Origin of the sequence: Arthrobacter sp. NPDC057013 (genome assembly GCF_042674585.1) — a bacterium.
Taxonomy (GTDB): Bacteria; Actinomycetota; Actinomycetes; order Actinomycetales; family Micrococcaceae; genus Arthrobacter.
The window spans coordinates 1-22,412 of the sequence record NZ_JBHUSE010000022.1; the positions used below are offsets into that span (position 1 = coordinate 1).

The window sequence follows — 22,412 nt, forward strand, 5'->3', positions numbered from 1 at the left end:
GCCTCGTCCCGGATGGAGTTGCCGTAGTCGAACACCTCGGCGCCGGCGTCCTGGAACTCGACCATCGCCTGGACGTGCCGGGCCATGGATGCCTGCGCCTTCTTGGTGAAGCCCTCCGGGTCGGCCTCGGCCTCGCGGTGCCATTCGTCCACGGAGATGCCCTCCGGCAGGTAGGACAGGGGATCGTGGGCGGAGGTCTGGTCGGTGACGATGTCGATGCTCAGCTCCCCGGCCCGGTGGCGGCGCAGCAGTTCCGGGAAAACCTCGGCAGCGTTGCCCACATACCCGACGGACCAGCCGCGGCGCTCTTCCTTGGCCTTCAGGACCTTGGCGATCGCGGCGTCCAGGTCGGTTTCCACCTCGTCCAGGTAGCGCTTGCCGGCACGGCGGCGCAGGCGGGTCTCGTCGACGTCGACAATCAGGCAGGCGCCCTCGTTCAGGGTCACGGCCAGGGGCTGCGCGCCGCCCATGCCGCCGCAGCCGCCGGTCAGGGTCAGGGTCCCGGCGAGCGTGCCGTTGCTGTCCCCGGTGAGCTTGCGCGCGATCGCGGCGAACGTCTCGAACGTGCCCTGCAGGATGCCCTGGGTGCCGATATAGATCCAGGACCCGGCCGTCATCTGCCCGTACATCATCAGGCCCTCGGCCTCGAGCCGGCGGAACTCGGGCCAGGTGGCCCAGTCACCGACGAGGTTGGAGTTGGCCAGCAGCACACGCGGCGCCCACTCGTTGGTGCGGAAAACACCCACCGGCTTGCCCGACTGGACCAGCAGCGTCTCGTCCTTCTCCATGGTTTCCAGAGTCCGGGTGATCGCATCGAACGCAGCCCACGAGCGCACCGCCCGGCCCGTGCCGCCATAGACCACCAGGTCATCAGGGCGTTCGGCCACCTCCGGATCCAGGTTATTCATGAGCATGCGCAGCGGCGCCTCGGTCTGCCAGGACCTGGCAGTGAGCTCGGTGCCGCGGGCTGCTTTGACCGGGCGGGCACCGGTAGTGAAATCGGCGGGTGCCATGGTGGCTCCTTCGTGTTGCGGGGAATGTGCTGTTGCGTGGTGCGGGAGTGCTTCTGTATCAACTAAAGCCCCTTCTGAGCGGGCCAGACAGGGGTTTTCGGGCGGTGCTGTCCGGTATCCCAGACCCAACCCGGCGGCGCGTCAGGGCGAACTGGGCCGCGGGAACGCCTGTGCTGCCAGTTGCTTGGGCTACTGCGCTGCCGGGCGGCCGTGGATGCGAACGGAGAGCTCGTCGGCGACCTTTTGGACGCGGGCGGCGAGCACCGGCCACTGGCCCTCAGGCAGCTTCTCCTCCAGGAACGTGACGGCCACTGCCGCCGTCGGCCATCCGAGGTGATCCGTGACAGCGGCGGCGATGGATCCAAAGCCCGGCGTCACCTCGCCGTGTTCCGTGGCGTAGCCACGCTGCCGCACCTGGTCCAGGTGCGAGGACAGGGCCGAGTACTTCATGATGGCGCCCTCCACCTCATGCCGGGCAGTGAAGGCCGCGGCGTTCGGATAGAGAGCACGGACCTGCGACTTTGGCAGCGCTGCAAGGATTGCGCGACCGCTGGCGGTGAGGTGGCTGGGCAGCCGGACACCGACGTCGGTCACCAGCGATGGCCGGTTCTTGGCGCGCTCCTCCACGATGTAGAGCACATCCCGGCCGTGCAGGACGGCCAGGTGTGCGCTTTCGCCAAGAACATCGACGAGGGATGCCAGCATGGGCCGTCCCAGCCTGGACAGCGGTTCCTGCCGAGAGAAGGCGGAGCTGAGCTCGAAGGCGCTGATGCCCAGGCCGTAGCGCTGCTCCTCGTGCAGGTGCAGGACGAAGCCGTTCGCCTCCATGACGCCCAGGAGGTGGTAGACACTTGAGCGGGGCAGCCCCAGCGCCGTGGCAATGTTCGACGCCGCCATCGGCCCCCGCTTGGAAGCCAACAGTTTGAGGATCCGCAGGGTGTTTTCGGCGGCTGGAACCTTTGCCTTCACAGCTGATTCCGGCCGCTTTACCGCGGCTGCGGCCATCGTTCCTGCCATATGTCCTCCGTCGTTTGACTGTCTGTTCGGGGTTCCGTCTCTTCGGCGTTTCTCCGAAAGGTGTCCGGTATCCCGTATTTAAGCTTGCGCCTCCCCAAGGCGTTGTGGCCGCCCTTCGGAGGCGCGGGTGTCTGGAATACCGGACATCCCGTGACTGGCCCCATCATCCCGCTTTTCCGGCGCACAGCGGTAGCGTTTGTCCATGGAGTTTCCGCTAAGGGGCAGGGTCGCTCTGGTGGCCGGGGCAACGCGAGGGGCGGGCCGCGGGACAGCCGTCGCCCTGGGTGAGGCCGGGGCTGTGGTCTACTGCACCGGCCGCACCACCAGCCGCCAGGCGTCCGACTATCGTCGCCCGGAAACCATCGACGAAACGGCGGCCCTGGTGAGCACCGCCGGCGGGACGGGCATCGCCGCGGTAGTGGACCATTTCAACGCCGCGGAGGTGGACGCGCTGGTCCGCCGCATCGACGACGAGCACGGCCGGCTGGACATCCTGGTGAACGACATCTGGGGCGGTGAAAACCTCATCCAGTGGAATACACCCCTGTGGGAACACGACCTTGCGGGCGGTTTGCGGATGCTGCACGGCGCCGTCGACACGCATCTGGTCACCAGCCATGTCGCCCTGCCGCTGCTTATCCGCCGCCCGGGAGGACTGGTGGTGGAAATGACGGACGGAACCCGCGAATACAACGCCGCCCACTACCGGCTCTCCGCGTTTTACGACCTCGCCAAGTCCGCTGTCCTGCGGCTCGCCTTCAGCCAGTCCGAGGAGCTGAAGCAGTTCGGGTGCACGGCCGTGGCGCTGACGCCGGGCTGGATGCGTTCGGAAATGATGCTCGAACACTACGGCGTGACCGAAGCCAATTGGCGCGAGGCAGCGGCCACGAATCCGCACTTCGCCGCCATCTCGGAAAGCCCGCGCTTCGTGGGCCGGGCCGTGGCCGCCCTCGCCGCTGATCCCGACGTACACCGACGGACCGGCGGCTCGTTCTCCTCCGGCGGTCTGGCGCAGGAGTACGGCTTCACGGACGTCGACGGCTCCCGGCCGGACTGCTGGCGCTACCTGGCGGAGGTCCAGGAGGCCGGGCTGCCGGCTGACGCTAACGGCTACCGCTGAACCGTCGGGAAAACAAAAGCCGCGTGGTCTGAAGCGGCACAGTCTGAAATCAAAGACACCAAGCCCCCGTGAGCCTCATCACAGCCCCTCCGGACATGGTCTGCTGGATAGCGATCCCCCTCCCAATGACGAGAAGGTATTGGCATGCAGCAAGCCCAAACAACAGCCGAAACGGCGGCGCCTGACAGCGCAACCGCCGGCAGCACCTCCGACAATCCCACCGGACGCACGACGGCGGCCACCGCCGCCGGAACCGCCCGCACCGCCGTCGGAACTGCCGTCGGATCCGCCGTCGAGACCGTCCTGAACCGCGGCCTCAACGTCCGCCACATCCGCTTCATGGCGTTGGGCTCCGCCATCGGCACCGGCCTGTTCTACGGTTCGGCTTCGGCCATCCAAAAGGCCGGCCCCGCCGTGCTGTTTGCTTACATGATTGGCGGCGCCGCCGTGTTCATGGTGATGCGCGCGCTGGGCGAAATGGCCGTGCGGCACCCGGTCTCGGGATCCTTCGGGCAGTATGCCAGCCGGTACCTCGGGCCGCTGGCAGGCTTCGTGACCGGCTGGACCTACGTCTTCGAAATGGCGATCGTGGCCATCGCCGACGTCACGGCCTTCAGCATCTATATGGGCTTCTGGTTCCCGTCCGTGGAGCGGTGGGTCTGGATCCTGGCCATCATCTTCCTCCTCGCGGCGCTGAACCTGCTCAGCGTCAAGGTCTTCGGTGAACTCGAATTCTGGTTCACCCTGGTCAAGGTCTCAGCGATTATCGCGATGATCGCGGGCGGCGCAGCCATCCTCGCGTTCGGCTTCCAGAACGGCGACGCCTCGGCGGCTGCCCCGGGCCTGGGCAACCTCGTGGAGCACGGCGGCCTGTTCCCGAACGGCTTCGAGGGGCTCCTGGCCTCGTTCGCCGTCGTCATGTTCGCGTTCGGCGGGATCGAAACCATCGGCATCACGGCCGGTGAGGCGGCCGACCCCAAAAAGGTGATCCCGAAGGCCGTCAACACAGTGCCAGTCCGGGTCCTCCTGTTCTACGTCCTGACCCTGGGCGTGCTGATGAGCCTCTTCCCGTGGAACGAGATCGGCAACAACGGCAGCCCGTTCGTCCAGATCTTCAGCGGCCTGGGCATTCCCGCCGCACCCCACATCCTCAACGCCGTGGTGATCACCGCCGCGCTCTCCGCCATCAACAGCGACATCTTCGGCGCCGGCCGGATCCTCTTCGGCCTGGCCAAGCAGGGACACGCGCCGCAGAGCTTCGGGCGGGTTTCGCTGCATGGCGTGCCGTGGATGACTGTGGTGATGATGGCCGGGATCCTGCTGGTGGGTGTGGTGCTGAATGCGGTCATCCCCGAAGATGTCTTCCTGCTCATCGCATCCATCGCCACCTTCGCGACGGTCTGGGTGTGGGTCATGATTCTCGCCTCCCACGTGGCGATGAAACGCGAGATCGCCCGGAAGGGCCTGCCGGCGTCGGAGTTCCCCTCGCCCTGGTGGCCGGCGGCGTCCGTGCTCACCATCGCCTTCATGGGGCTTGTGATCGCTGTGCTTGGCTTCTTTGAGGACACCCGTGTGGCGCTCTACGTGGGGGCTGTGTGGCTGGCGCTGCTCGTGGCCGCCTACCGGCTCTGGGTCAAAGGCAACGGACGACGCCGGGCCCACCTTGAGGATGAGACCTCGCCGCTGCCGGTGGTCGCCAAAACTGAGTAGGATTCGCGGGGAATTGGCGCGCCAGGCCGGAAAACGGAAAAACAAGTAGTAGAAATGGGTAAAGACAGGTAGTGGGGACCTGTTACGCGAGTGCCTGATGTGATAAATGAGGTAGATGTTACTCGTGTGACTTAGGTGATTCCTTCCTACAGTGGACTACACGGTGCCAGCCGGCTGGGGATCTGACCCCGGATGATGACCCGGACCCGCGCCGCCAGTGATTCGACGATTGGTCACACTGTGAAGGAGTGGTCCCCATGTTGGAAATCCAGGCCGGGGCGCCGGCACCAAATATTCAATCCGCGCGGTCCCCCAGTTTCCTGGCCCAGACCCTGCAGCGCGCGCGGACGGCCGCTGTTCCGTACAAGGTCGGCGACGTCCTGGTGGGCGACGACCCGTTCAACGGCAGGCGCGAAGGCACCGTTGTGGTCAAGAACGGCCGGTCGATCGGGATCCGGTCCTCGGACCAGGTGTACTTCTACGACTACCGGCAACTGAGGCGGCCGGACTAGGCGGGTCACCGCCAGTCCAGCCGACGACCACCAGGAGCCGATCCCATGTCCATCGCCAACCTGCCCACCGCGTACCTCACCATCGCCGAGGTCGCCGCGGCCCTTCGTCTGTCCAAGATGACCGTCTACCGGATGGTCCGGGCCGGGACGCTGGCGGCCGACCGGTTCGGCAAGTCCTACCGCGTGCCGGAGTCGGCCGTGGAGGAGTACATCCGGGCCTCCGGCAATCCGGTTACCGAGGATTCGTAGGCCCCACGACGCCGCAACGTTTAGAGCGCACCGGTGCTGGCTGGCTGCCCGCCGGCGGCGTTACGATCAGGCATGCTCCCGCTGCAGAATCTGCTCGCCTTTGCGTTGGTGTCCGCGTTGCTGATCGCCGTCCCGGGCCCGAGCGTCCTCTTCGTCATCGGACGGTCGCTCGCCCTCGGGCGGCGGGGCGGCCTGCTAAGTGTCCTTGGCAATGCGGTCGGGGAACTCCTCCAGATCGCAGGCGTGGCGCTGGGGCTCGGCGTCGTACTGGCTGAGTCCGTGCTGCTGTTCACGGTGGTGAAGTTTGCCGGCGCGGCCTACCTCATCTACCTGGGAATCCAGGCGGTGCTGCACCGCCGGGGCGGCCCTGCAGGCCCGAACCCGTCCCGGCCAGCCACCACGCGGCGAATTCTGCGTGAAGGCTTCGTTGTCGGGGCCACGAACCCGAAGTCAGTGGTGTTCTTCGTGGCGGTCCTCCCGCAGTTCGTGGATCACTCTGCCGGCGCCATTCCCCTCCAACTCGCCCTGCTCGGTGCCACGTTCCTGGCCATTGCGCTGGTTTCAGACAGCGTTTGGGCACTCGCCGCCGGCACCGCGAGGCAGTGGTTCGCCCGCTCACCCCGCCGGGTGGCAGCTGTGACCACGACCGGCGGGGTGATGATGATCGGGCTGGGCGGCACCCTCGCCCTGACAGGGTCAAAGAGCTAGCGGGGACTACCGCGCGGACCAGCCCCCGTCCATCGTGTAACTGGCGCCGGTGACCATGCCGGCGGCGTCGGAGGACAGCCACGCAACGAGCGAGGCCACCTCCTCGGGTTCCACCAGCCGTTTCACCGCGGACTCGGTAAGCATCACCTTGGCCAGGACCTCCGACTCCGGAATCCCGTGGACGCGCGCCTGGTCCGCGATCTGCTTCTCCACCAGCGGGGTGCGCACGTACCCAGGGTTGATGCAGTTGGACGTGACGCCGTGCTCGCCGCCCTCCAGCGCCGTCACCTTGCTCAGCCCCTCCAAACCGTGTTTCGCCGAGACATAGGCGCTCTTGAACGGCGAGGCCCGGAGGCCATGCACCGACGACAGGTTGATGATCCGCCCGAAGTTGTTGGCATACATGTGCGGCAGCGCGGCACGGATCAGCAGGAAGGGCGCCTCGAGCATGAGGGCCAGGATCCGCCGGAACGCCACGGGATCGAACTCCTCGATGGGGCTGATGCGCTGGATACCGGCGTTGTTGACCAGGATGTCGCAGTCCAGGCTCAGCGCGGCCAGCGCCTCGACGTCCAGCAGGTCGACGGCCCAGGACGTGCCGCCCACCTCATCGGCAAGGGCCGCGGCGCCGGCTTCGTCGACGTCGGCCACCACCACCTTCGCTCCCCTGGCGGCCAGTTCCCGTACGCACGCCGCGCCGATGCCGCTGGCACCGCCCGTGACCAGCGCCTTGCGGCCGTTCAGGTTCTTTTCCACGTCCGGCCCTTGTGCGTCCACAGTCTGCTCCTCCAAGTGTCCACGTTGACACGTGCCGCACGCCGTTCACTTCCAAGGCGCGCAACACTTCCGATTCACCGAGTATTCCTGCAGAGGGAACGCGGTTCAATGACTAATCGGGCACTCAGTTCGTGCAAAATTGCAGATATGGATGCCAACCCGGATGATCTGCTGGTGCTGCTCGCCGTCTCCCGCTCGGCGAAGTTCACGACGGCGGCCCAGGTCTTGGGCCTGAACCACACCACCGTCTCACGCCGGATCGCCGCACTGGAAAAGGCTCTCGGCGGCCGGGTACTCGCGCGGGCGTCCGGGGGCTGGGAGCTGACCGAGCTCGGGGCCCGGGCCGTGCTGGTGGCAGAGCAGGTGGAAACGGCGGTGCGTGCGCTGGGACCGTCAGGCCGCGCGCCTGACCCGATTACCGGCGTCGTACGCATGACGGCGACCGACGGTTTCAGCGCCTACATCGCTGCTCCGGCGGTGGCCCGGCTGAGGAGGGATCACCCTGGGCTCAGCGTCGAAATCGTAACCGTCACGCGCCGGGCGCTGCAGCAGCGCTCGGGACTGGACATCGAGGTGGTGGTGGGCGAGCCGCAGGTGCACCGGGCAGAAGCATTCAGGCTGGGCGAGTACGAGCTCGGGATGTACGCGTCCCGGCAGTACATCGAGACCAATGGGACGCCGGAAACGGTGGAAGCTCTGACCGCGCATCCGCTGGTGTACTTCGTGGATTCCATGCTGCAGGTGGACGATCTTGACGCACCGCGGCGGCTGGTGCCGGCCATGCGCGACGGCGTGAGCTCCACCAACGTGTTCGTGCACGTGGAAGCCACCCGGGCGGGCGCCGGGGTGGGGTTCCTCCCCTGTTTCATGGCCGACCGGCATGAGGACCTCGTTCGCCTGTTGCCCGGGAACATCGCCGAACGGCTGCCCTACTGGATGGTCCTGCGGCCCGACTCGATGCGCCGGCCCGCCGTCGCCGCCGTGGTGACAGCGCTGCGCGAACAGACCACCGCCCACCGGGAGTGGCTCCTCGGGCAGGGGCGACTCAGCCCGTGACGCGGCTCAGCCGGTGACCAAAGGCTGGGGCCCGGGTGCATCTGCACCGGGTTCATCTGCACGGGGCACAGGGTCGTGGCGCACTTGGGCTCCGGCGGCGAAGGCCCGGACCTTGTCGTCGTTCCAGACGTGGGCGGGCACCGCCCCGCCCAGCAGCCGCCGCGCGAGCTGCGGATCGTCGTCGAACGGCTGGTCGCTGCCGGCCATCACCATGTTGCCGTAGCGGCGCCCCTTCAGCATGGCGGGGTCCGCGATGATGAGGGTGTGCTCGAACGCGGCCGCGATGGTGGCGGCATCCTCCCGGGCATTCTTCAGGTCCGGACCGTCGCCTGAATTCACCACGTAGATGCCACCCGGCGCAAGGACCCGGCGGACATGCCCGTTGAACTCGGCGGTGGTCAGCGGAAGGGGGGTCAGCGCGCCGGCGAACACGTCCCGGATAATGAAGTCGCGGGTATCAGGCGTCAGGGTTTCCGTCACAGCCCGGGCCTCACCAACGCGCAGCCGGAGCAGCGGGGCCTTGGGCAGGTCGAACCAGCCGCGGACGTATTCGGCGAGCTTCCCGTCAAGTTCGACCACCACCTGCCGGGCGTCCGGGTAGGCGGCATGGAAGTACCGGGCCAACGAGCAGGCTCCGCCGCCGAGGTGCAGGCCCCGCAGCCTGGGCCTGGACTCCGTCGGCCAGCGGGATTCGATCAGGGCGGACATCCAGCGCATGTACTCGAAGTCGAGGAAGAGCGGATCGGCCAGGTCGATGTGCGAACTCATCACGCCGTTGATGCGCAGCAGCCAGCCGGTGGAGTTGTCCTGGTCCGCGATGAGCTCGCAGTCGCCCGTGTCGATGTAGTAGACGCCCTCGGCGGGGCCCTCTGCACTCGCTTTCTTGGTCACGTCAAGCAGTGCCGGGGCCGCCGCCACCGCTTTCCTGCCGCCCGATTTTCCGCCTGACTTGCCGCGCCGTGCCATCAGTTCTCCGCCGCTTCGGTCATGCTTCAAGCCTAGTTGCTCTACCCCTCCGGCACGGCCGCGCCTTCGCCGTTGAGGATGCGCTGGACAATTGCCGTGGTGGAGCGCTCGGCCACGTAGTCGAGGATGGTCACCGTCCCGCCGTAGGCCTCCACGGCCTCCGTTTCGGCCAGCATCTCCGGCGTGTAGTCACCACCCTTGGTATAGATCTCCGGCCTTAGCTGTTCGATCAGGGGAATCGGTGTCGGGGTGTCGAAGACGGTGACGTAGTCAACGCAGCTCAGGGCGGCGATCACGGCGGCCCGGTCGGCCACGCTGTTGATGGGGCGGCCCGGCCCCTTGAGCTTTCGGACGGAATCGTCACTGTTGAGGGCCACCACCAGGATGTCGCCCAACTGCTTGGCCTGGTTCAGGTAGCGCGTATGCCCGCGGTGCAGGACGTCAAAGCAGCCGTTGGTCAGCACCACGCGCTGGCCGTCGCTGCGGTGGGCACGGATGTGGCGCTCCAGCTCTTCGGCGGTCAGGGCGGTGTCAGCGAAGCTTTCCAGGTACCGGCCCAGCTCGTCCGTGCCGCACACCGATGTCCCCGGGTGGTGGACCACCACGTCCGCTGCCGCCTGCGCCAGGTCCAGGCTGGCTGTCAGAGGGAGCGACGCGGCACGCGCCAGGGTCAGCGCCGCCACGAACGTGTCGCCCGCGCCGGAGGCCTGCTTCTCGGTGGCAGGCCTGGCCCACGTCCGGTGCGGGTTCCCGGCGGCCGGGATGAGAACGGTGCCGTCCCGGTCCAGGGTGACCACGACGGCGTGTGCCCCCGTGGCCTGCAGCAGCTCGCCGCCGTGCGCCGTCACCACTTCTGCGCGTCCGGGCCCGCTGCCGAGCCGGACGTCCAGCATCCCGGCGGCCTCCTGGGCGTTGGGCGTGACGAGGTCCGGCTCGAGTCCGGCCCACGGGCGGGGATCGTGCGCATCCACCACCACGAGCGTGTCCTGGCCCCGCCCGGCCAGCGATTCGATGAGCCGTCCGCGCACAGGTTCCGCGAGGACGCCCGTTCCGTAGTCGCAGATCACCACCGCATCTTGGTGCCCGACGGCGGCAGGCACCGCCGCCCCGAACGTCGCCAGGGCGTCGGGCGGGACAGCTGCCGCGGAGTCGTCGAAGCGCAGGAGAACCTGGCCGCCGCTGCTGATCCGGATCTTGGTGGTGGTGACCATCTCCGGGTGCCCGGCGAGGAGCGTGGTGTCCACCCCGGCGGCGACCAGTTGGCGCCTAAGTTCCGTGCCGGCGTCGTCCGTTCCGATAATTCCGGCCACGCTGACACGGGCCCCGAGGGCCGCCAGGTTCATGGCGGTGTTGGCGGCGCCGCCGGGAGCGAAGTCGCGCCGGGTGATGTCCACCACGGGAGCCGGCGCCTCGCGGCACATCCGGTCGATCGAGCCGGTCCACCAGCCGTCCAGCATGAAGTCGCCCACGACCGTGACGGATGGCCGTTCTTCGGCCAGCCTCCGGGGAAGCCACGCCGCCAGGCCGCGCTGTTCGGAAAGGACCGGTTCAGGAAGCACGGGTTCGGAATGTTCCGTGGCGGTCATAACGCCGCCCCGTTGGTTTCACGGGCCACAGGGGCGGGCGGCGCGGCGATGTGCACCACCTTGACCCGGCTGAATTCATCCAGGAGTTCGGGGCCGTAGCCAAACCCGTGCCCGCTTTCGCCCCGGGGCTGGGCAGCCCCGCCCGGTGCGCCGCCGAAGACCTCGTTGACCTTGACCGTCCCCACCGGAAGCGCGGCGACGGCCTGCTGGGCGTGGGCGATGCTGCCGGTCAGGACAGTGGCGGCCAGTCCGTAACGTCCGGCCGCGGCAAGGGTGAGCCCTTCCTCGAAGCTGTTCACAACGCGCACCGGCGCCACGGGGCCGAACGTTTCCTCGGACATGACGTCCATGGCTTCTATGCAGTCCACCAGAACAGTGGCCGGGTAGAAGGCGCCGGGCCCGTCCGGAACGGAGCCGCCCTCCACGGCCCGCGCCCCGAGTTGCAGCGCCTCGGCCACGTGCCGCTGGACGTCGTCGCGCATCCGGGTGTCCACGAGCGGTGCCAGCCGGTCTTCCCGGTTTCGTTCCCTGGCCTGCTCCACCAGTGCCTGGCAGAACGGTTCGGCGATGGACGCGTGGACGTAGATGCGCTCAACGGATGTGCAGATCTGCCCGCTGTTGCTGAAGGCCCCGATAGCCGCCTGTTCCGCTGCCCAGTCGGGATCGACGTCGGCATCCACCAGCAGTGGATCATTCCCGCCGTTTTCCCTGATGACGTACGCGCCCGTCAGTACCGCCGCCCGGGCAATCCGGTCGCCGGTGGCGCTGGAGCCCACGTGGGCGAACATATCTACGTCCCGCTCCTGCGTGAGGAGGGTTCCGACGTCGGCCCCTCCGGTCAGCGTGGCCAGCACGTTGGGCGGGAAGACCGGCGCCAATGCCTCCCCCAACAGCTTTCCCACGTGGGGGCAGCGCTCGCTCGGCTTGTGAATGGCCGTGTTCCCGGTGACCAGGGCGGCCCCGATGAGTCCGCAGGCCACGGCCACGGGGTCGTTCCACGGGGTCAGCAGCACGGCCACGCCGCGGGGCTCGGCGATGGTGTAGTCCGCGGCCAGCGCATTGCCGCGCAGGCTGTGACCGCGGTGTACGGGCCCCAGTTCCGCATACTGTTCCAGGGTCGAAACACCGGCCGCAATGCCTGCCAGGGCTTCCTCCACCGGACGGCCGGTCTCCTGTGCGTTCAGTTCGGCCAGCCCGGCAGCGGCCGCCTCCAGCGCCCGGGCGGCCTCGCGCAGCAGCTTGCCGCGTTCCCCCGGCGTCGTTGCGGCCCAGCCCGGCTGGGCAGCGCGGGCCGCCGCCACGGCTCCCGCCACATCCGCGGCGCCGGCGGCGGAAAGGCTGCCGACGGTTTCCCCGGTTCGCGGGTTCAGGATGGTGAGCATGTCTTCCGCGTTGGCCAGCTCGCTGGTGATGGTCGATTGCATGTGGCTCCTCACTGGGATTTTAGGCATGCTGCGCAGTGTTGCCGGGCGTCCGTTCCCGCCCCTCTCTGAGGTGATCCGTACCCCGGCGTCTGGGGGTTTACACGCACCCGGGGCAGGAGTTTTCAAAGCTGCCGGCCCGGGTCCCGCCAGGCTGAAGGCCGGGGTTTTCCGGGCTGGCAAAACGGGCCCGGTGCACCGTAGGGTGGGCCCCACTGAACGCGACCTGAACGCATCCCGACCTGAACGCATCCGGAACCGAGAGGGCTGACTGCATGGAACTCTTCAACGCCGACTTTGGCGGAGCACGCATCACGGGGCACGGGATCGGCCCGGTTTTGGAACCCTTCAGCGGGATCTCCCGCATCGCCGTTCTCCGCGGCGGCGGGCTGGGTGACCTGATGTTTGCCCTCCCTGCGGTGGCAGCGCTGAAGGCCGCCTACCCTGAGGCCAGCGTGACCCTGCTGTGCACACCGGTCCAGGCTGAGCTGCTGTCCCAGACCGTGGGCCCGGTGGATGAGACGGTGATTCTGCCGTTTGCCGAGGGGGTCCGCCCGGGACCGGAAGACCACCAGGAACTGGAACGGTTCTTTGCCGCCATGCGCGCCCGGAACTTTGACCTGGCCGTCCAGCTGCACGGCGGCGGCCGGTACTCAAATCCGTTCCTGCTCCGGCTCGGCGCACGCCACACCGTGGGCACCAGAACCCCGGACGCAACCCCGCTTGAACGGACCGTGCCTTACGTGTACTACCAGCATGAGCCGCTCCGGGCCCTCGAGGTGGCGGGATTTGCCGGCGCCCCTCCCGGTGACCTCGAGGCCAGGCTCGAGCCACTGCCGGAGTTCGGCCAGCAGCATGCCCAGCTGCCGGCATTGGGAAACGGACCCGGCATCCACCGCGTACTGGTGATCCATCCGGGTGCGACTGATCCCCGCCGTCGGTGGCCGGCCGAACGCTTCGCGGCCGTGGCCCGGAGGGCCGCCGACGACGGCTTCCGGGTTTACGTGGTGGGCGACAGCAGCGAAAAGGAACTGGCCGAAACGGTGGTGGAACTCGCCGTCGAACAAGGTCCGGAACCCCGCCCCGCCATCGAGTCGGTCGCCGGCAAACTCAGCCTCGGTGAGCTCGCTGCACTGCTCGCCAGTAGCAGTGTCGTGGTGGCGAACGACAGCGGACCGCGCCACCTTGCCCAGGCCTTGGGCACTCCCACCGTGGGGGTCTACTGGGCGGGCAACGCCATCAACGCTGCACCACTTGGCCGGAGCCTGCACCGGATCCACCTCGGGTGGGCCACACGCTGCGAGGTATGCGGCGTGGATATCACCCAGGTCGGGTGGACGGCCCCACGGTGCCCCCATGACGAGTCCACCGTGAAGGCCGTTGAACCCTCAGAGGTCTACGCGGACGTGCTTCAGCTCACGGCCACGAGCCTTCTTCCTCATGGCAGATGAGCATTTCGCGAACCTCGCAGCCGGTGGGCTGGGAGAGGACGAACAGGATCGCCTGCGCCACGTTGCCGGGGTCGTTCAGACGTGAGTCGTCCTGTGGCTTGTACTGCTCGGCGCGGTCGTCGAAGAAGCGCGTCTTCATGCCGCCCGGGATCATGGTGGTCACTCCGATCTCACCGCCTGTCTCTGCTGCCAGGGAGTGGCTGAAGCCCACGACGCCGAATTTTGAAGCACAGTAGGCGGTGGCCTCCGGCAGTGCCCGCTTGCCCAGCGTTGACGCGATGGTGACCACCCGTCCACGGGATGCCTTCAGGTACGGGAGAGCCGCCCGGACAACAGAGACCGTGCCCATCAGATTGACCCCGATGACGCGCTCCCACTCGTCCGCGGCCACATCCTCCAGCTTGCCGCAGCGGTCGATGCCGGCCGCCGTGACCACTGCATCCAGCCCGTCCAGGGTCTCGGCGGCCTGCCGCACAGCCTCGGTCACCGCCACGCGGTCCGAGACGTCCACTTCGAAGGCCTTGGCCGCGGAGACGTTCCGGATGTCCCGGTCCAGCACCACCGGAGTTCCTCCGGCTTTCAGTACGGCATCGACGACGGCGGCCCCCAGTCCCGAGGCCCCGCCGGTTACCAGGACCCGGCCGGGCCGGATAGTCGATTCAGTCATGGTGTTCCTTTCAGTCGGGTCGAATTGCAAGATCGTGTGGCAGTTTGGCTTTCAGCTGACCTTCGCCAGCGCATCCGCAAGGACAGAGGTGGACCGGGCCTGGTGGAACGGCACCGTCACGCAGCGCCCGCCCCAGCTCTCGACCAGCCCGGCCTCCGGCAGCTCCGACGCACGGTAGTCTCCGCCCTTCACCCAGATGTCCGGCCGCAGCGTCTCCAGGCAGTCCTCGGGGGTATCTTCCCCGAAGACCAGGACGGCGTCCACGCATTCGAGTGCCAGCAGGAGTTCGGCCCGGTCCTGCTGGCTCACGATGGGCCGCTGCTCGCCCTTGATCCGGCGCACCGACTCATCCGAGTTCAGGCATACGATCAGGCAGTCGCCGAGGGCCCGGGCTGCCGCCAGGGTGCGGGCATGGCCGGCGTGCAGGAGGTCGAAGCAGCCGCCGGTGGCCACGACGGTTCCGCCGTTGGCGCGCACCCGCCGGGCCATTCCGATGGCGTCTTCCCCGCTGCTGTGGTGCCAGGCCGGCCGCTGTCGGTCCGGCAGGGAGGCCACCCCGCCGGCGCCGAGGAAGGCGGCCGCTTCATCGATCGCCAGTTCGGCGGCGTCGCTAAGGCTGCGGCCCTCCGCCAGGTGCACGGCCAGGCTGGCCGCGAGCCGGTCGCCGGCGCCGCAGGGATCGGTGACCTCGGTGGGAGGTGCCGGGATGGTCACCGGCGAAGCGCCGGGCCGGGACAGCAGGCCGCCCCGCTCCCCCATGGTCACCAGGACCGCCTGGCTTTGCCATCGGTCCAGCAGTGTTTTGCCGACGTCGGCAACCGCGGCCGGCGTTCCGGCGCCCGGATCAGCACTGCCGGAGCCCACGGCCTTGCCCGCCTCGGACAGGTTGGGGGTCACTACGGCCATGCCGCGGACGGGGACGGCGCCGGAGGGATGCGGATCCCATACGATCGGGATGTCGCCGGCGCGGGCCTCGAGCAACCGCCGGATCTCCGGGTTCGCGGCAACGCCCCTGCCATAGTCGGCCACGACGATCACCTCGGCCTGTTCCAGCGCCCTGAGCATGCCCGGGGTGGCCGCCGGCACTTCCGGCCGCTCACACCCCTCATCCACCCGCACCACCGGCTGGCGGCCCGCCCTGACCCGCGTCTTTACCGGTGTCCTGGCCCCGGAGGGCCCGGAGACAACCCGCACGCCGGCGAGCGCGCCTTCCAGCGCGAGGGAGGGGTCGTCGTCGGAAAGCACAGTCACCAGGGTGACACGGTGGCCGTCGTGGGCCAGCATCCGGGCGACGAGCCCGGCACCGCCGGCCCGGCGCCGGACATCGGAGACGTCCACCACCGGCACGGGCGCGTCGGGGCACAGCCGTGTTGCTTCACCGGAAAGGTCCACATCCAGCAGGACGTCGCCCACCACTGTGATCCTCATGCGCGATCAGCCTCCTGCCCGGGAAGGCCTTGGCCCCTGCGGGCCACCTCGGCTTCGAAGGCCCGGCAGATGGCGTGCAGCGCAATCAGGTGTCCTTCCTGCGCGTTGGCCGAAACGGCATCGATGGCCACTGCGTCGTCGCAGCAGGACGCCAGGGGGTTGGGCGCCGGGCCGGTCAGAGCCCACGTAGTCACGTTCAGCCTGGCTGCTGCTTCGGCTGCACGGAGCAGGTTGGGGCTCTGGCCGCTCGTGGACAGCAGCACGAGGATGTCCCCGGACCTGCCGTGGGCGCGGACCTGCCGCGCGAAGAGCTCAGCGTAGCCGTAATCGTTGGCAATGGCCGTGACGGCCGAACTTTCGGCGTGGAGGGAGATCGCGGAAAAAGGCATCCGCTCGCCGTCAAACCTGCCCACAAGTTCCGCCGTGAGGTGTTGCGCTTCGGCGGCAGAGCCCCCGTTGCCGGCAGCGAGCAGCTTCTGCCCGCTCAGCAGGCGCTGGGCCAGCTCCACGCCCCAGCCGGCCAGTTTGTCGGTCTGGCTTTCCAGGGACCGCAGTGCGGGCAGGACGTTTTCCAGATGGGTGCGCACAGCATCCCGCGAGCCCGCGATGGCTTCGGCTACGGGCGCGGCCGGATCGGACAGCGCGGCCTCCTGCCCAACGCGGTTTTCAGCGAAACCGGGCGGATCGCCGATCCGGGGCAAGGCAGGAAGCTCGGCCTCCCGCAGGGATTCCGGAGTCACAGTGCCGCTCCTTCCATCGGTTCAAGGCTGCCTGCCTCGGCAGAGCCCGCCACAGCCAACTGGTAGGCCTTTTCGGTTTCGGCGGCAACCCTGTTCCACGAGTAGCGGGCCTTCGCCCGGCGCTCGCCCGCCCGCCCGAGTTTCGCTCGGAGTTCCGGGCTGGCCAGGAGGGTGCCGACGGCCTCCGCGATGGCCTCCGGGTCCTTCGGCGGCACGTGCAGGCCGGTTTCACGATCCACTACGCTGTCCGTCAGGCCGCCCACTGCAGCGGCGACCACGGGAACGCCGCAGGCCATAGCCTCCAGCGGAACGATGCCGAAGGGCTCGTACCAGGGGGTGCAGACCACGGCATCCGCGCTTCGGAAGATGCCGGGCATTGCGTCCCGGGGCACCTGGCCCCGGAGCTCCACGTGGGCTGCCACGCCGAGCTCCCGGGCGAGGTCCAGCAGCCGGCGTGCCTCCGGGCCGTGTCCGTCCGCGTCAGCCCCGCCGCCCACAATCAGCAGTTCGACGTCATCGAATCCAGCCTTGAGCAGATACGGCAGCGCACGGATCACCAGGTCCACGCCCTTACGCGGAACCAGCCGGCCCACGGACAGGATCCGGTTGGACCGGGAGGGTACGTCGGCCGGGCCGTCGCTGGAGAAAAGGTCCAGGTCCACACCGCAGGGAGCGATGGAAACCCGGCGGGCGTCGATACCCATGGCCCGCAACTCGAAGACCTCGTCGGAGCAGGTGGCCAGGATACGGTCCGCCGACCGGCCCACCGACGGTTCGAGGAAGCGCCGCTCGGCCGGGCTCGTGTCGGCTGCGCCCTGGTGGCGGCGCTTGACGGTCCCCAGCGCGTGGAAGGTCTGCACCACGGGAACCCGAAAGCCACCGGGCTCGCGGCGTGCCGCGTCCAGCGCGGCGACCCCGGACATCCAGAAGTGTCCATGCACCACATGCGGCGGTGAGCTGCCCCAGTCCTGGACCACTCCGTCGGCGAGGGCGGACATGAAGGGCAGGAGCTCGTCCTTGGGCACATGTTCGGCCGGCCCGGCATCCACGTGCACCACCTCGAGCCGGGGATGCACACGTACCCGCGGAGGCAAATCGGGCGCGTCACGCCTCGTATAGACCGTCACCCTGTGGCCGCGCCGGGCCAATGCCGAGGACAGGGCGGCAACATGTACGTTCTGGCCACCAGCATCCACTCCGCCAAGCGCTGCCAAAGGACTGGCGTGTTCCGAAATCATTGAGATCTTCAATGCGTATTCCCTTCTCGCGCCGCGGTCAGGGCATCCGGTCCGGACCCCTTTGAAGCTGCATCCCCGGATGCCGCCACTTCCAAAAGCCTCCGCTGCGGGCCGTCCCCCTGCCTGGAGCGGGCCAGTCCTCCTGGCACCAGATCGGCCAGCACCTCGTCCCAGTCGGCGAGGAACCGCTCAAGTCCGTAGCGCTCAAGGGCTGCCTCCCGCGCAGCCTTGCCCCGCCGTCGTGCTTCCTCCGGGTCGTTGAGCAGCAGCCTGGCGCAGCGGCGCAGTTCCTCCACCTCGGTGGAGATGCAGCCCGCCTCAGGCGGCACGGCCCGCGCCGCCTCGGTGGTGGCCAGTGCCAGGACCGGCAAGCCCAAGTGCATGGCCTCCAGCAGCGCCAGCCCCAGGGAAGTCCAGCGCAGCGGGTGCAGGTATGCCCGGCAGCGCGCCAATTGACGGTGGAGCTCCGCGGTTTTCAGGTCACCCCGGACGGTGAGGCGCCGGGCCGGAATGCCGGTGGCGTCCGCCAGCCCGCCGCCGCCCATGCCGAAGACCTGGAGCGGGGCCACGGTAGCGAACCGGGGCAGCAGGTCCGTCCCGGTCACACGTCCGCGGCGCACCGGTTCATTGACCACCACGCCCAGCTCCGGAACCTCGCCCGTGTAGAGGTAGCCGGGATCCGCGATGCCGTGCTCGATGACCTTGGTGGGTGCCCGGCCGCTGTCCCAGAACAGCTCGTTGAAGTGGGTCACATGGACGATCGGGATGTCCCGCTGCTCCCCGAGCGGATGCACCGTAAAGGGAACATCACCTTTGGGCGTGTTGTGCTCCACGTACACGGCAGGAAGGTCGACGCCAGGCCGGCGGCCCAGGACGCGTGCCACCTCCGCCGCTTCCTCTGGCCGCTGGAGCACGACGGCGTCGATGCTGCCGGCGTCGAGCTCCGCGAGCGCCACCTCCCGCACGGAAGCGGGCCAGTCCCGGTCCGCGCGGCCCAGTCCCCAGGCGCCGCGGCCGGGCAGGACCGGCAGCAGGTACTCGTGCCGGCCGCGGACAAAGGCGTCCGTCCACCCCCCGTGCACGTGCCAGAGCAAAATTCTCATTGTTTCCGGACCTTCCTCCGTGTGCTGAGTGAGGAAACCCCGCTCAGCAGGCGTTCCACCGCGTCCACTACCTGCTCCGGCGAAACCGAGCTGAGGCAGGGATGTCCTGGTACCGGGCAGTCCCGTGCGCGGCTGAGCCGGCACGGCGCGTTCTGGTCTCCCAGCAGTTCCAGCGGAACCCCGTACGGTGCCCAGCGGATGGCCGGCACAACTGGCGAAAACAGGCTCACCACAGGGGTTCCGACGGCGGCCGCCAGGTGGGCGGGTCCCGTGTTTCCGGTGACCACGACGTCCGCGTTGGCCAGGACCCCTGACAGGGTGGCCAAGTCCGTCCGCCCGCCCAGGTCGATGGCGGAGGGGCCGGCCACCGTCGCGGTGAGGGCGGTTTCCCCCGGCCCTCCGGTCACCACCACCCTGTGGCCTGCGCCCTCCAGAAGCTCCACTGCCGCCGCATGGTGGAGCGGCGGCCAGGCCCGTGCGGGCACCGTTGCCCCGGGATGAACCACCACGTAGGGGCCCTCGCCGACGAGGTGGCGGATGCTCGGCGCGTCCTTGACCATGAGCTTTCCGTCGTCCCCGGCTTTGAGCTGGAAGCCGGCCGCCCGGGCGATGCCCAGCGCCCGCGCGGCCTCCGGCTGGTCCTCGGGAAAATCCTCACCGGGCCTCAGCCGGACATCCAGGAGGGACCCCGCGTAGTCGGTGGACGCGCCGGTGATGCGCTCCACGCCGGCCAACCGCAGGAGGAGCGCCAGGGGCAGCGGCGACTGGTGGAAGGAGGTGAGGATGACTGCCTCGGAGATGCGGGAGTTCCGGACGAAGCCCACCAGGGAGTCGATGTGCGGGCCGGCCACCTGCGGTGCCGGATTGCTGATCCACGGGGCATCCCAGGAAAAAACATCGGCCACGCTGGGCAGCAGCGAGGCCGCCGACTGGCCCTGCGGTCCGCAAAGCACGACGACGTCGTTCGGGCTGCCGCCGTCGGCCCGCCGCCCGTTCGCCACGGCCCGGACTGCCGGGCCTGCCAGGAGGACGTCACCGACGCTGTCAAGCCGGGCCACCAGGACCCTGCTCATGCCGGCCCCTGAAGCACGGGGTCCCGAAGCAACAGGGCAACGGCCTGTTCGAGGTCGGCGGCAACCTCGGGGGCCGCCTCGACCTCTTCGGCTCTGGTCTGTGGAGTGGGTACCAGGATGCCCCGCGCGCCGGCGGCCGATGCCGCCCCAATGTCGCTGCCGATGTCTCCGATGAAGGCCGCCTCGGACGGGTCGATGCCAAGGCGCCGGCACGCGCTGTGGATCATGCCCGGTGCCGGCTTCCGGCACAGGCAGCCGTCACCGGCTCCGTGCGGGCAGACTTCCCAGACGTCGAAGGGGCCCAGCAGGTCCTCCACCCGCGCGTTCACCCTGTCCACCTGCTCCGCCGTCAGGAGGCCGCGGGCAATGCCCGACTGGTTGCTCAGGACGCCGGTGGCCAGGCCGAGGCTGCGCAGTTCATCGAGGACCCGCCGCGCGCCGGGATACGGCTCAACCCGCTGCGGGTCGCCGTTGTACGGCACGTCAACCACGAGCGTCCCGTCCCGGTCGAACAGCACAGCCTTGAGCGTCAAAGCGTTAGTTGCCATACACCCTCCGTTCCCCGACCGGCCGAGACCTAAACAACCGGCCGCCCACTTCTTCTCGGCTAGACTCCTCGACAAGCGGCTCGCGGAGCCGAGCCGAGGAGCAGAAGGGCTGCAGTGGAAGCACCGAACGGCAAGCATGAACAACCGGTCCTGCTCGTGCTGAGGGCACTGAAGCTGGGTGACCTGCTGGTTGCTGTGCCCGCGCTGCGCGCCCTGCGACGCGCCTATCCGGAACACCGTTTGCTCTACGCGGCACAGGCCTGGCTGGAGGATGCCCTGGAGTTGGTGGGCGGTTTCGAACTGCTTCCCACCCACGGCCTGGACGTTCCGATTCCTATCGAGGCCGGCACTGTGGACATTGCCGTGAACCTGCACGGCAGCGGGCCGGAAAGCGAGGCCCGGCTCGCCGCCGTCCGGCCCAGGACCGTCGTCGGCCACCGGACCTCCCAGCGGCCGGGACCGGCCTGGCTGGAGGAAATCCACGAGCGTGAGCGGTGGACCAGGTTGCTGCAGTGGCACGGCATCGACGCGGAACCGGACGATTTCCGCCTTCTCCCGCCGGCCGTTTCCAGCCGCTGCCCCGGCGCCACCGTGCTGCACGTGGGGGCCGCGTACGGCAGCCGGCTCTGGCCCGAGGACCGCTTCGCCGAAGTGGCCCGCACCCTCGCGGCTGACGGCCACCAGGTGGTGTTCACCGGCAGTTCGGCGGAACGGTCACGGGCGCTGGACGTTGCCCGGCTCGCCGGGCTTCCTGAAGACCAGGTCCTGGCGGGGCAGCTGCGGCTGGCCGAGTTCATGGCCACCATCGCGGAGGCCCGCCTTGTGGTGTCAGCCGACACCGGCGCGGCGCACCTGGCCTCTGCGTATTCGTGTCCCTCGGTGGTCCTTTTCGGTCCCGCCCCGGCCGAGGTCTGGGGGCCGCCACCGGGACCGCACATAGTGCTGACTGACCCTCAGGCGCGGCGCGGCGACACCTTCGCGGCCACGCCTGACCCCGCCCTGCTGGCGGTTTCAGTTGAGGATGTTTTGGCGGCCGTCGGGCAGCTCCGGCTCGCCTGATCCTCATCGAGCAGCCGGCGCTGCAGCCAGACAAGGATCCGGGACAGCCGCCGGGACACCTGCATCTGGGAGATGCCGAACCGCCTGCCCAGTTCCACCTGGGTCTCCTCGCGGAAGTATCGCCTGTACAGCATCTCCCGGTCGTCAGGATCCAGCTCCTGGATCGCCTCGTTGAGGCACACCAGTTCTTCGAGGTGCTCGATCGGCTGGTCCGGCGAGACCAGCCCCTCGCCCATGGTCGGTCCGCCCCACGGATCGGGGCTGTCCAGCGAATCCGGATGCATGCTGCTGCCTGCTGCCTGCGCTTCCCGGACCTCAGCCGGGGTGACGCCCAGTTCGCTGGCCAGTTCCTCCGCCGACGGAACGCGGCCCAGCGACTGGGACAGGTCCGGAGCAGTGTGCAGGAGCTGCGTCCTCATATCCTGGATCCGCCGCGGCGGCCGGACGGTCCAGCAGCGGTCCCGCAGAAAGCGTTTGAGTTCGCCGCTGATGGTGGGGGCCGCGTAGGCCGGGAAGCTCTCGCCCTTCTCCTCATCGAAGCCGCGGGCGGCCTTAACGAGGCCCAGGTAGGCCACCTGCACAAGGTCTGAGCGCTCCCTGCCGCGGGCTGCATACCGCGAAGCGAGCGACTCAGCCAAGTCCAGGTAATTGAGCACCAGCTGGTTCTGGAAGGCGTCGTGCAGCCGCCCTGTTTGGGCGGCCAAAGGGACCGCCTGCTGAGGGGCTGAAAGGGGTGCTGTGTGGCTTGGGAAGGACGCGGACAAGGAGGGCGGGGTTTCTGGCATTGTCGTGGGTTCCTTCGATTCGGAGGTCGAGAAAGCCTGCGGCAAGACTTAGAAGTAGGAAATCATAAGCGTGCTTATTACACAATGGTCCCGAGGCGATAGGGTCGAACGAAGGACACGGTCACGGCCCCCCGGGGCGACCTGGCCCGGAATGTTCCACGGCAAACTTTCCACGGCAACGGACG

At 68.6% G+C, this 22,412-nt stretch carries 22 protein-coding genes; 8 read left to right on the forward strand and 14 right to left on the reverse strand.

Features of this window, described 5'->3' with window-relative positions:
• Together hutU and ACFTSA_RS20625 are read right to left on the reverse strand one after the other, a co-directional pair.
• A partial coding sequence (hutU, locus tag ACFTSA_RS20620; RefSeq protein WP_377953681.1) for a urocanate hydratase occupies positions 1-1,013 on the reverse strand: 1,013 nt, incomplete at its 3' end.
• Between the two features lie 189 nt (positions 1,014-1,202).
• Positions 1,203-2,030, reverse strand: coding sequence for an IclR family transcriptional regulator (locus ACFTSA_RS20625; protein WP_377953682.1), 828 nt, complete (start codon positions 2,028-2,030; stop codon positions 1,203-1,205).
• Positions 2,031-2,232: 202 nt separating this feature from the next.
• On the opposite strand from ACFTSA_RS20625, the gene ACFTSA_RS20630 reads away from it, so the two are divergent.
• The 5 genes from ACFTSA_RS20630 (at position 2,233) to ACFTSA_RS20650 (ending at position 6,329) form a co-directional block, all read left to right on the forward strand.
• Complete coding sequence (locus ACFTSA_RS20630; RefSeq protein ID WP_377953683.1) at positions 2,233-3,150, forward strand: SDR family oxidoreductase; 918 nt, start codon at positions 2,233-2,235, stop codon at positions 3,148-3,150.
• Positions 3,151-3,294: 144 nt separating this feature from the next.
• Positions 3,295-4,860, forward strand: coding sequence for an amino acid permease (locus ACFTSA_RS20635; protein ID WP_377953685.1), 1,566 nt, complete (start codon positions 3,295-3,297; stop codon positions 4,858-4,860).
• Positions 4,861-5,117: 257 nt separating this feature from the next.
• Positions 5,118-5,372 carry a hypothetical protein gene (locus tag ACFTSA_RS20640; protein ID WP_377953686.1) on the forward strand — a complete coding sequence of 85 codons (255 nt, stop codon included), beginning with the start codon at positions 5,118-5,120 and terminating at the stop codon, positions 5,370-5,372.
• Positions 5,373-5,417: 45 nt separating this feature from the next.
• Positions 5,418-5,621, forward strand: a complete 204-nt coding sequence (locus ACFTSA_RS20645) for a helix-turn-helix domain-containing protein (RefSeq protein WP_377953687.1) — start codon at positions 5,418-5,420, stop codon at positions 5,619-5,621.
• Positions 5,622-5,693: 72 nt separating this feature from the next.
• Complete coding sequence (locus ACFTSA_RS20650; protein WP_377953688.1) at positions 5,694-6,329, forward strand: LysE family translocator; 636 nt, start codon at positions 5,694-5,696, stop codon at positions 6,327-6,329.
• Positions 6,330-6,335: 6 nt separating this feature from the next.
• On the opposite strand, the gene ACFTSA_RS20655 is transcribed toward ACFTSA_RS20650, so the two are convergent.
• The gene (locus tag ACFTSA_RS20655; protein ID WP_377953784.1) at positions 6,336-7,085 is read right to left on the reverse strand and encodes a 3-hydroxybutyrate dehydrogenase; all 750 of its coding nucleotides are present in this window, start codon (positions 7,083-7,085) and stop codon (positions 6,336-6,338) included.
• A gap of 168 nt (positions 7,086-7,253) precedes the next feature.
• On the opposite strand from ACFTSA_RS20655, the gene ACFTSA_RS20660 reads away from it, so the two are divergent.
• The gene (locus ACFTSA_RS20660) at positions 7,254-8,162 is read left to right on the forward strand and encodes a LysR family transcriptional regulator (protein ID WP_377953689.1); all 909 of its coding nucleotides are present in this window, start codon (positions 7,254-7,256) and stop codon (positions 8,160-8,162) included.
• Between the two features lie 6 nt (positions 8,163-8,168).
• On the opposite strand, the gene ACFTSA_RS20665 is transcribed toward ACFTSA_RS20660, so the two are convergent.
• Genes ACFTSA_RS20665 through ACFTSA_RS20675 form a run of 3 tightly spaced genes read right to left on the reverse strand, consistent with a single transcriptional unit; the run spans position 8,169 to position 12,138 of the window.
• Positions 8,169-9,128 (reverse strand): spermidine synthase, encoded by a 960-nt coding sequence (locus ACFTSA_RS20665; protein WP_377953786.1) that lies wholly within the window; start codon positions 9,126-9,128, stop codon positions 8,169-8,171.
• A gap of 41 nt (positions 9,129-9,169) precedes the next feature.
• Positions 9,170-10,714 carry a D-glycero-beta-D-manno-heptose 1-phosphate adenylyltransferase gene (rfaE2, locus tag ACFTSA_RS20670; RefSeq protein ID WP_377953690.1) on the reverse strand — a complete coding sequence of 515 codons (1,545 nt, stop codon included), beginning with the start codon at positions 10,712-10,714 and terminating at the stop codon, positions 9,170-9,172.
• Positions 10,711-12,138: an aldehyde dehydrogenase family protein gene (locus ACFTSA_RS20675; RefSeq protein ID WP_377953691.1), complete on the reverse strand. Its 1,428-nt coding sequence runs from the start codon at positions 12,136-12,138 to the stop codon at positions 10,711-10,713. The genes rfaE2 (ACFTSA_RS20670) and ACFTSA_RS20675 overlap by 4 nt, the downstream gene beginning before the upstream one ends.
• 272 nt (positions 12,139-12,410) lie before the next feature.
• Between ACFTSA_RS20675 and ACFTSA_RS20680 the strand changes: the two genes are divergently transcribed.
• Entirely contained in the window at positions 12,411-13,586 is a 1,176-nt protein-coding gene (locus ACFTSA_RS20680; protein ID WP_377953692.1) for a glycosyltransferase family 9 protein, read from the forward strand.
• On the opposite strand, the gene ACFTSA_RS20685 is transcribed toward ACFTSA_RS20680, so the two are convergent.
• From ACFTSA_RS20685 to ACFTSA_RS20715, 7 genes are read right to left on the reverse strand one after another with little or no spacing between them, the layout of a single operon-like run.
• On the reverse strand, positions 13,552-14,253 hold the full coding sequence (locus tag ACFTSA_RS20685; RefSeq protein WP_331569561.1) for an SDR family oxidoreductase: 702 nt from the start codon (positions 14,251-14,253) through the stop codon (positions 13,552-13,554). The two genes, ACFTSA_RS20680 and ACFTSA_RS20685, sit on opposite strands and share 35 nt — an antisense overlap.
• Positions 14,254-14,304: 51 nt before the next feature.
• On the reverse strand, positions 14,305-15,681 hold the full coding sequence (gene rfaE2 / locus ACFTSA_RS20690) for a D-glycero-beta-D-manno-heptose 1-phosphate adenylyltransferase (RefSeq protein WP_377953694.1): 1,377 nt from the start codon (positions 15,679-15,681) through the stop codon (positions 14,305-14,307).
• Positions 15,678-16,421, reverse strand: a complete 744-nt coding sequence (locus tag ACFTSA_RS20695) for an SIS domain-containing protein (RefSeq protein WP_377953696.1) — start codon at positions 16,419-16,421, stop codon at positions 15,678-15,680. Before ACFTSA_RS20695 ends, rfaE2 (ACFTSA_RS20690) begins: the two co-directional genes overlap by 4 nt.
• Positions 16,418-17,671, reverse strand: coding sequence for a glycosyltransferase (locus ACFTSA_RS20700; protein WP_377953697.1), 1,254 nt, complete (start codon positions 17,669-17,671; stop codon positions 16,418-16,420). The genes ACFTSA_RS20695 and ACFTSA_RS20700 overlap by 4 nt, the downstream gene beginning before the upstream one ends.
• Positions 17,668-18,762 (reverse strand): glycosyltransferase, encoded by a 1,095-nt coding sequence (locus ACFTSA_RS20705; protein WP_377953699.1) that lies wholly within the window; start codon positions 18,760-18,762, stop codon positions 17,668-17,670. Before ACFTSA_RS20705 ends, ACFTSA_RS20700 begins: the two co-directional genes overlap by 4 nt.
• A complete protein-coding gene (locus ACFTSA_RS20710) occupies positions 18,759-19,835 on the reverse strand; it encodes a glycosyltransferase family 9 protein (RefSeq protein ID WP_377953701.1) in 1,077 nt (358 codons plus the stop codon). Before ACFTSA_RS20710 ends, ACFTSA_RS20705 begins: the two co-directional genes overlap by 4 nt.
• On the reverse strand, positions 19,832-20,383 hold the full coding sequence (locus ACFTSA_RS20715; RefSeq protein WP_377953702.1) for a D-glycero-alpha-D-manno-heptose-1,7-bisphosphate 7-phosphatase: 552 nt from the start codon (positions 20,381-20,383) through the stop codon (positions 19,832-19,834). The genes ACFTSA_RS20710 and ACFTSA_RS20715 overlap by 4 nt, the downstream gene beginning before the upstream one ends.
• Positions 20,384-20,497: 114 nt before the next feature.
• Here ACFTSA_RS20715 and ACFTSA_RS20720 point away from each other — a divergent pair, with 114 nt between their 5' ends.
• Positions 20,498-21,442 carry a glycosyltransferase family 9 protein gene (locus ACFTSA_RS20720; protein WP_377953704.1) on the forward strand — a complete coding sequence of 315 codons (945 nt, stop codon included), beginning with the start codon at positions 20,498-20,500 and terminating at the stop codon, positions 21,440-21,442.
• Here ACFTSA_RS20720 and ACFTSA_RS20725 read toward each other — a convergent pair.
• Entirely contained in the window at positions 21,337-22,146 is an 810-nt protein-coding gene (locus ACFTSA_RS20725; protein WP_377953706.1) for a sigma-70 family RNA polymerase sigma factor, read from the reverse strand. The two genes, ACFTSA_RS20720 and ACFTSA_RS20725, sit on opposite strands and share 106 nt — an antisense overlap.
• Positions 22,147-22,412: the final 266 nt, after the last annotated feature.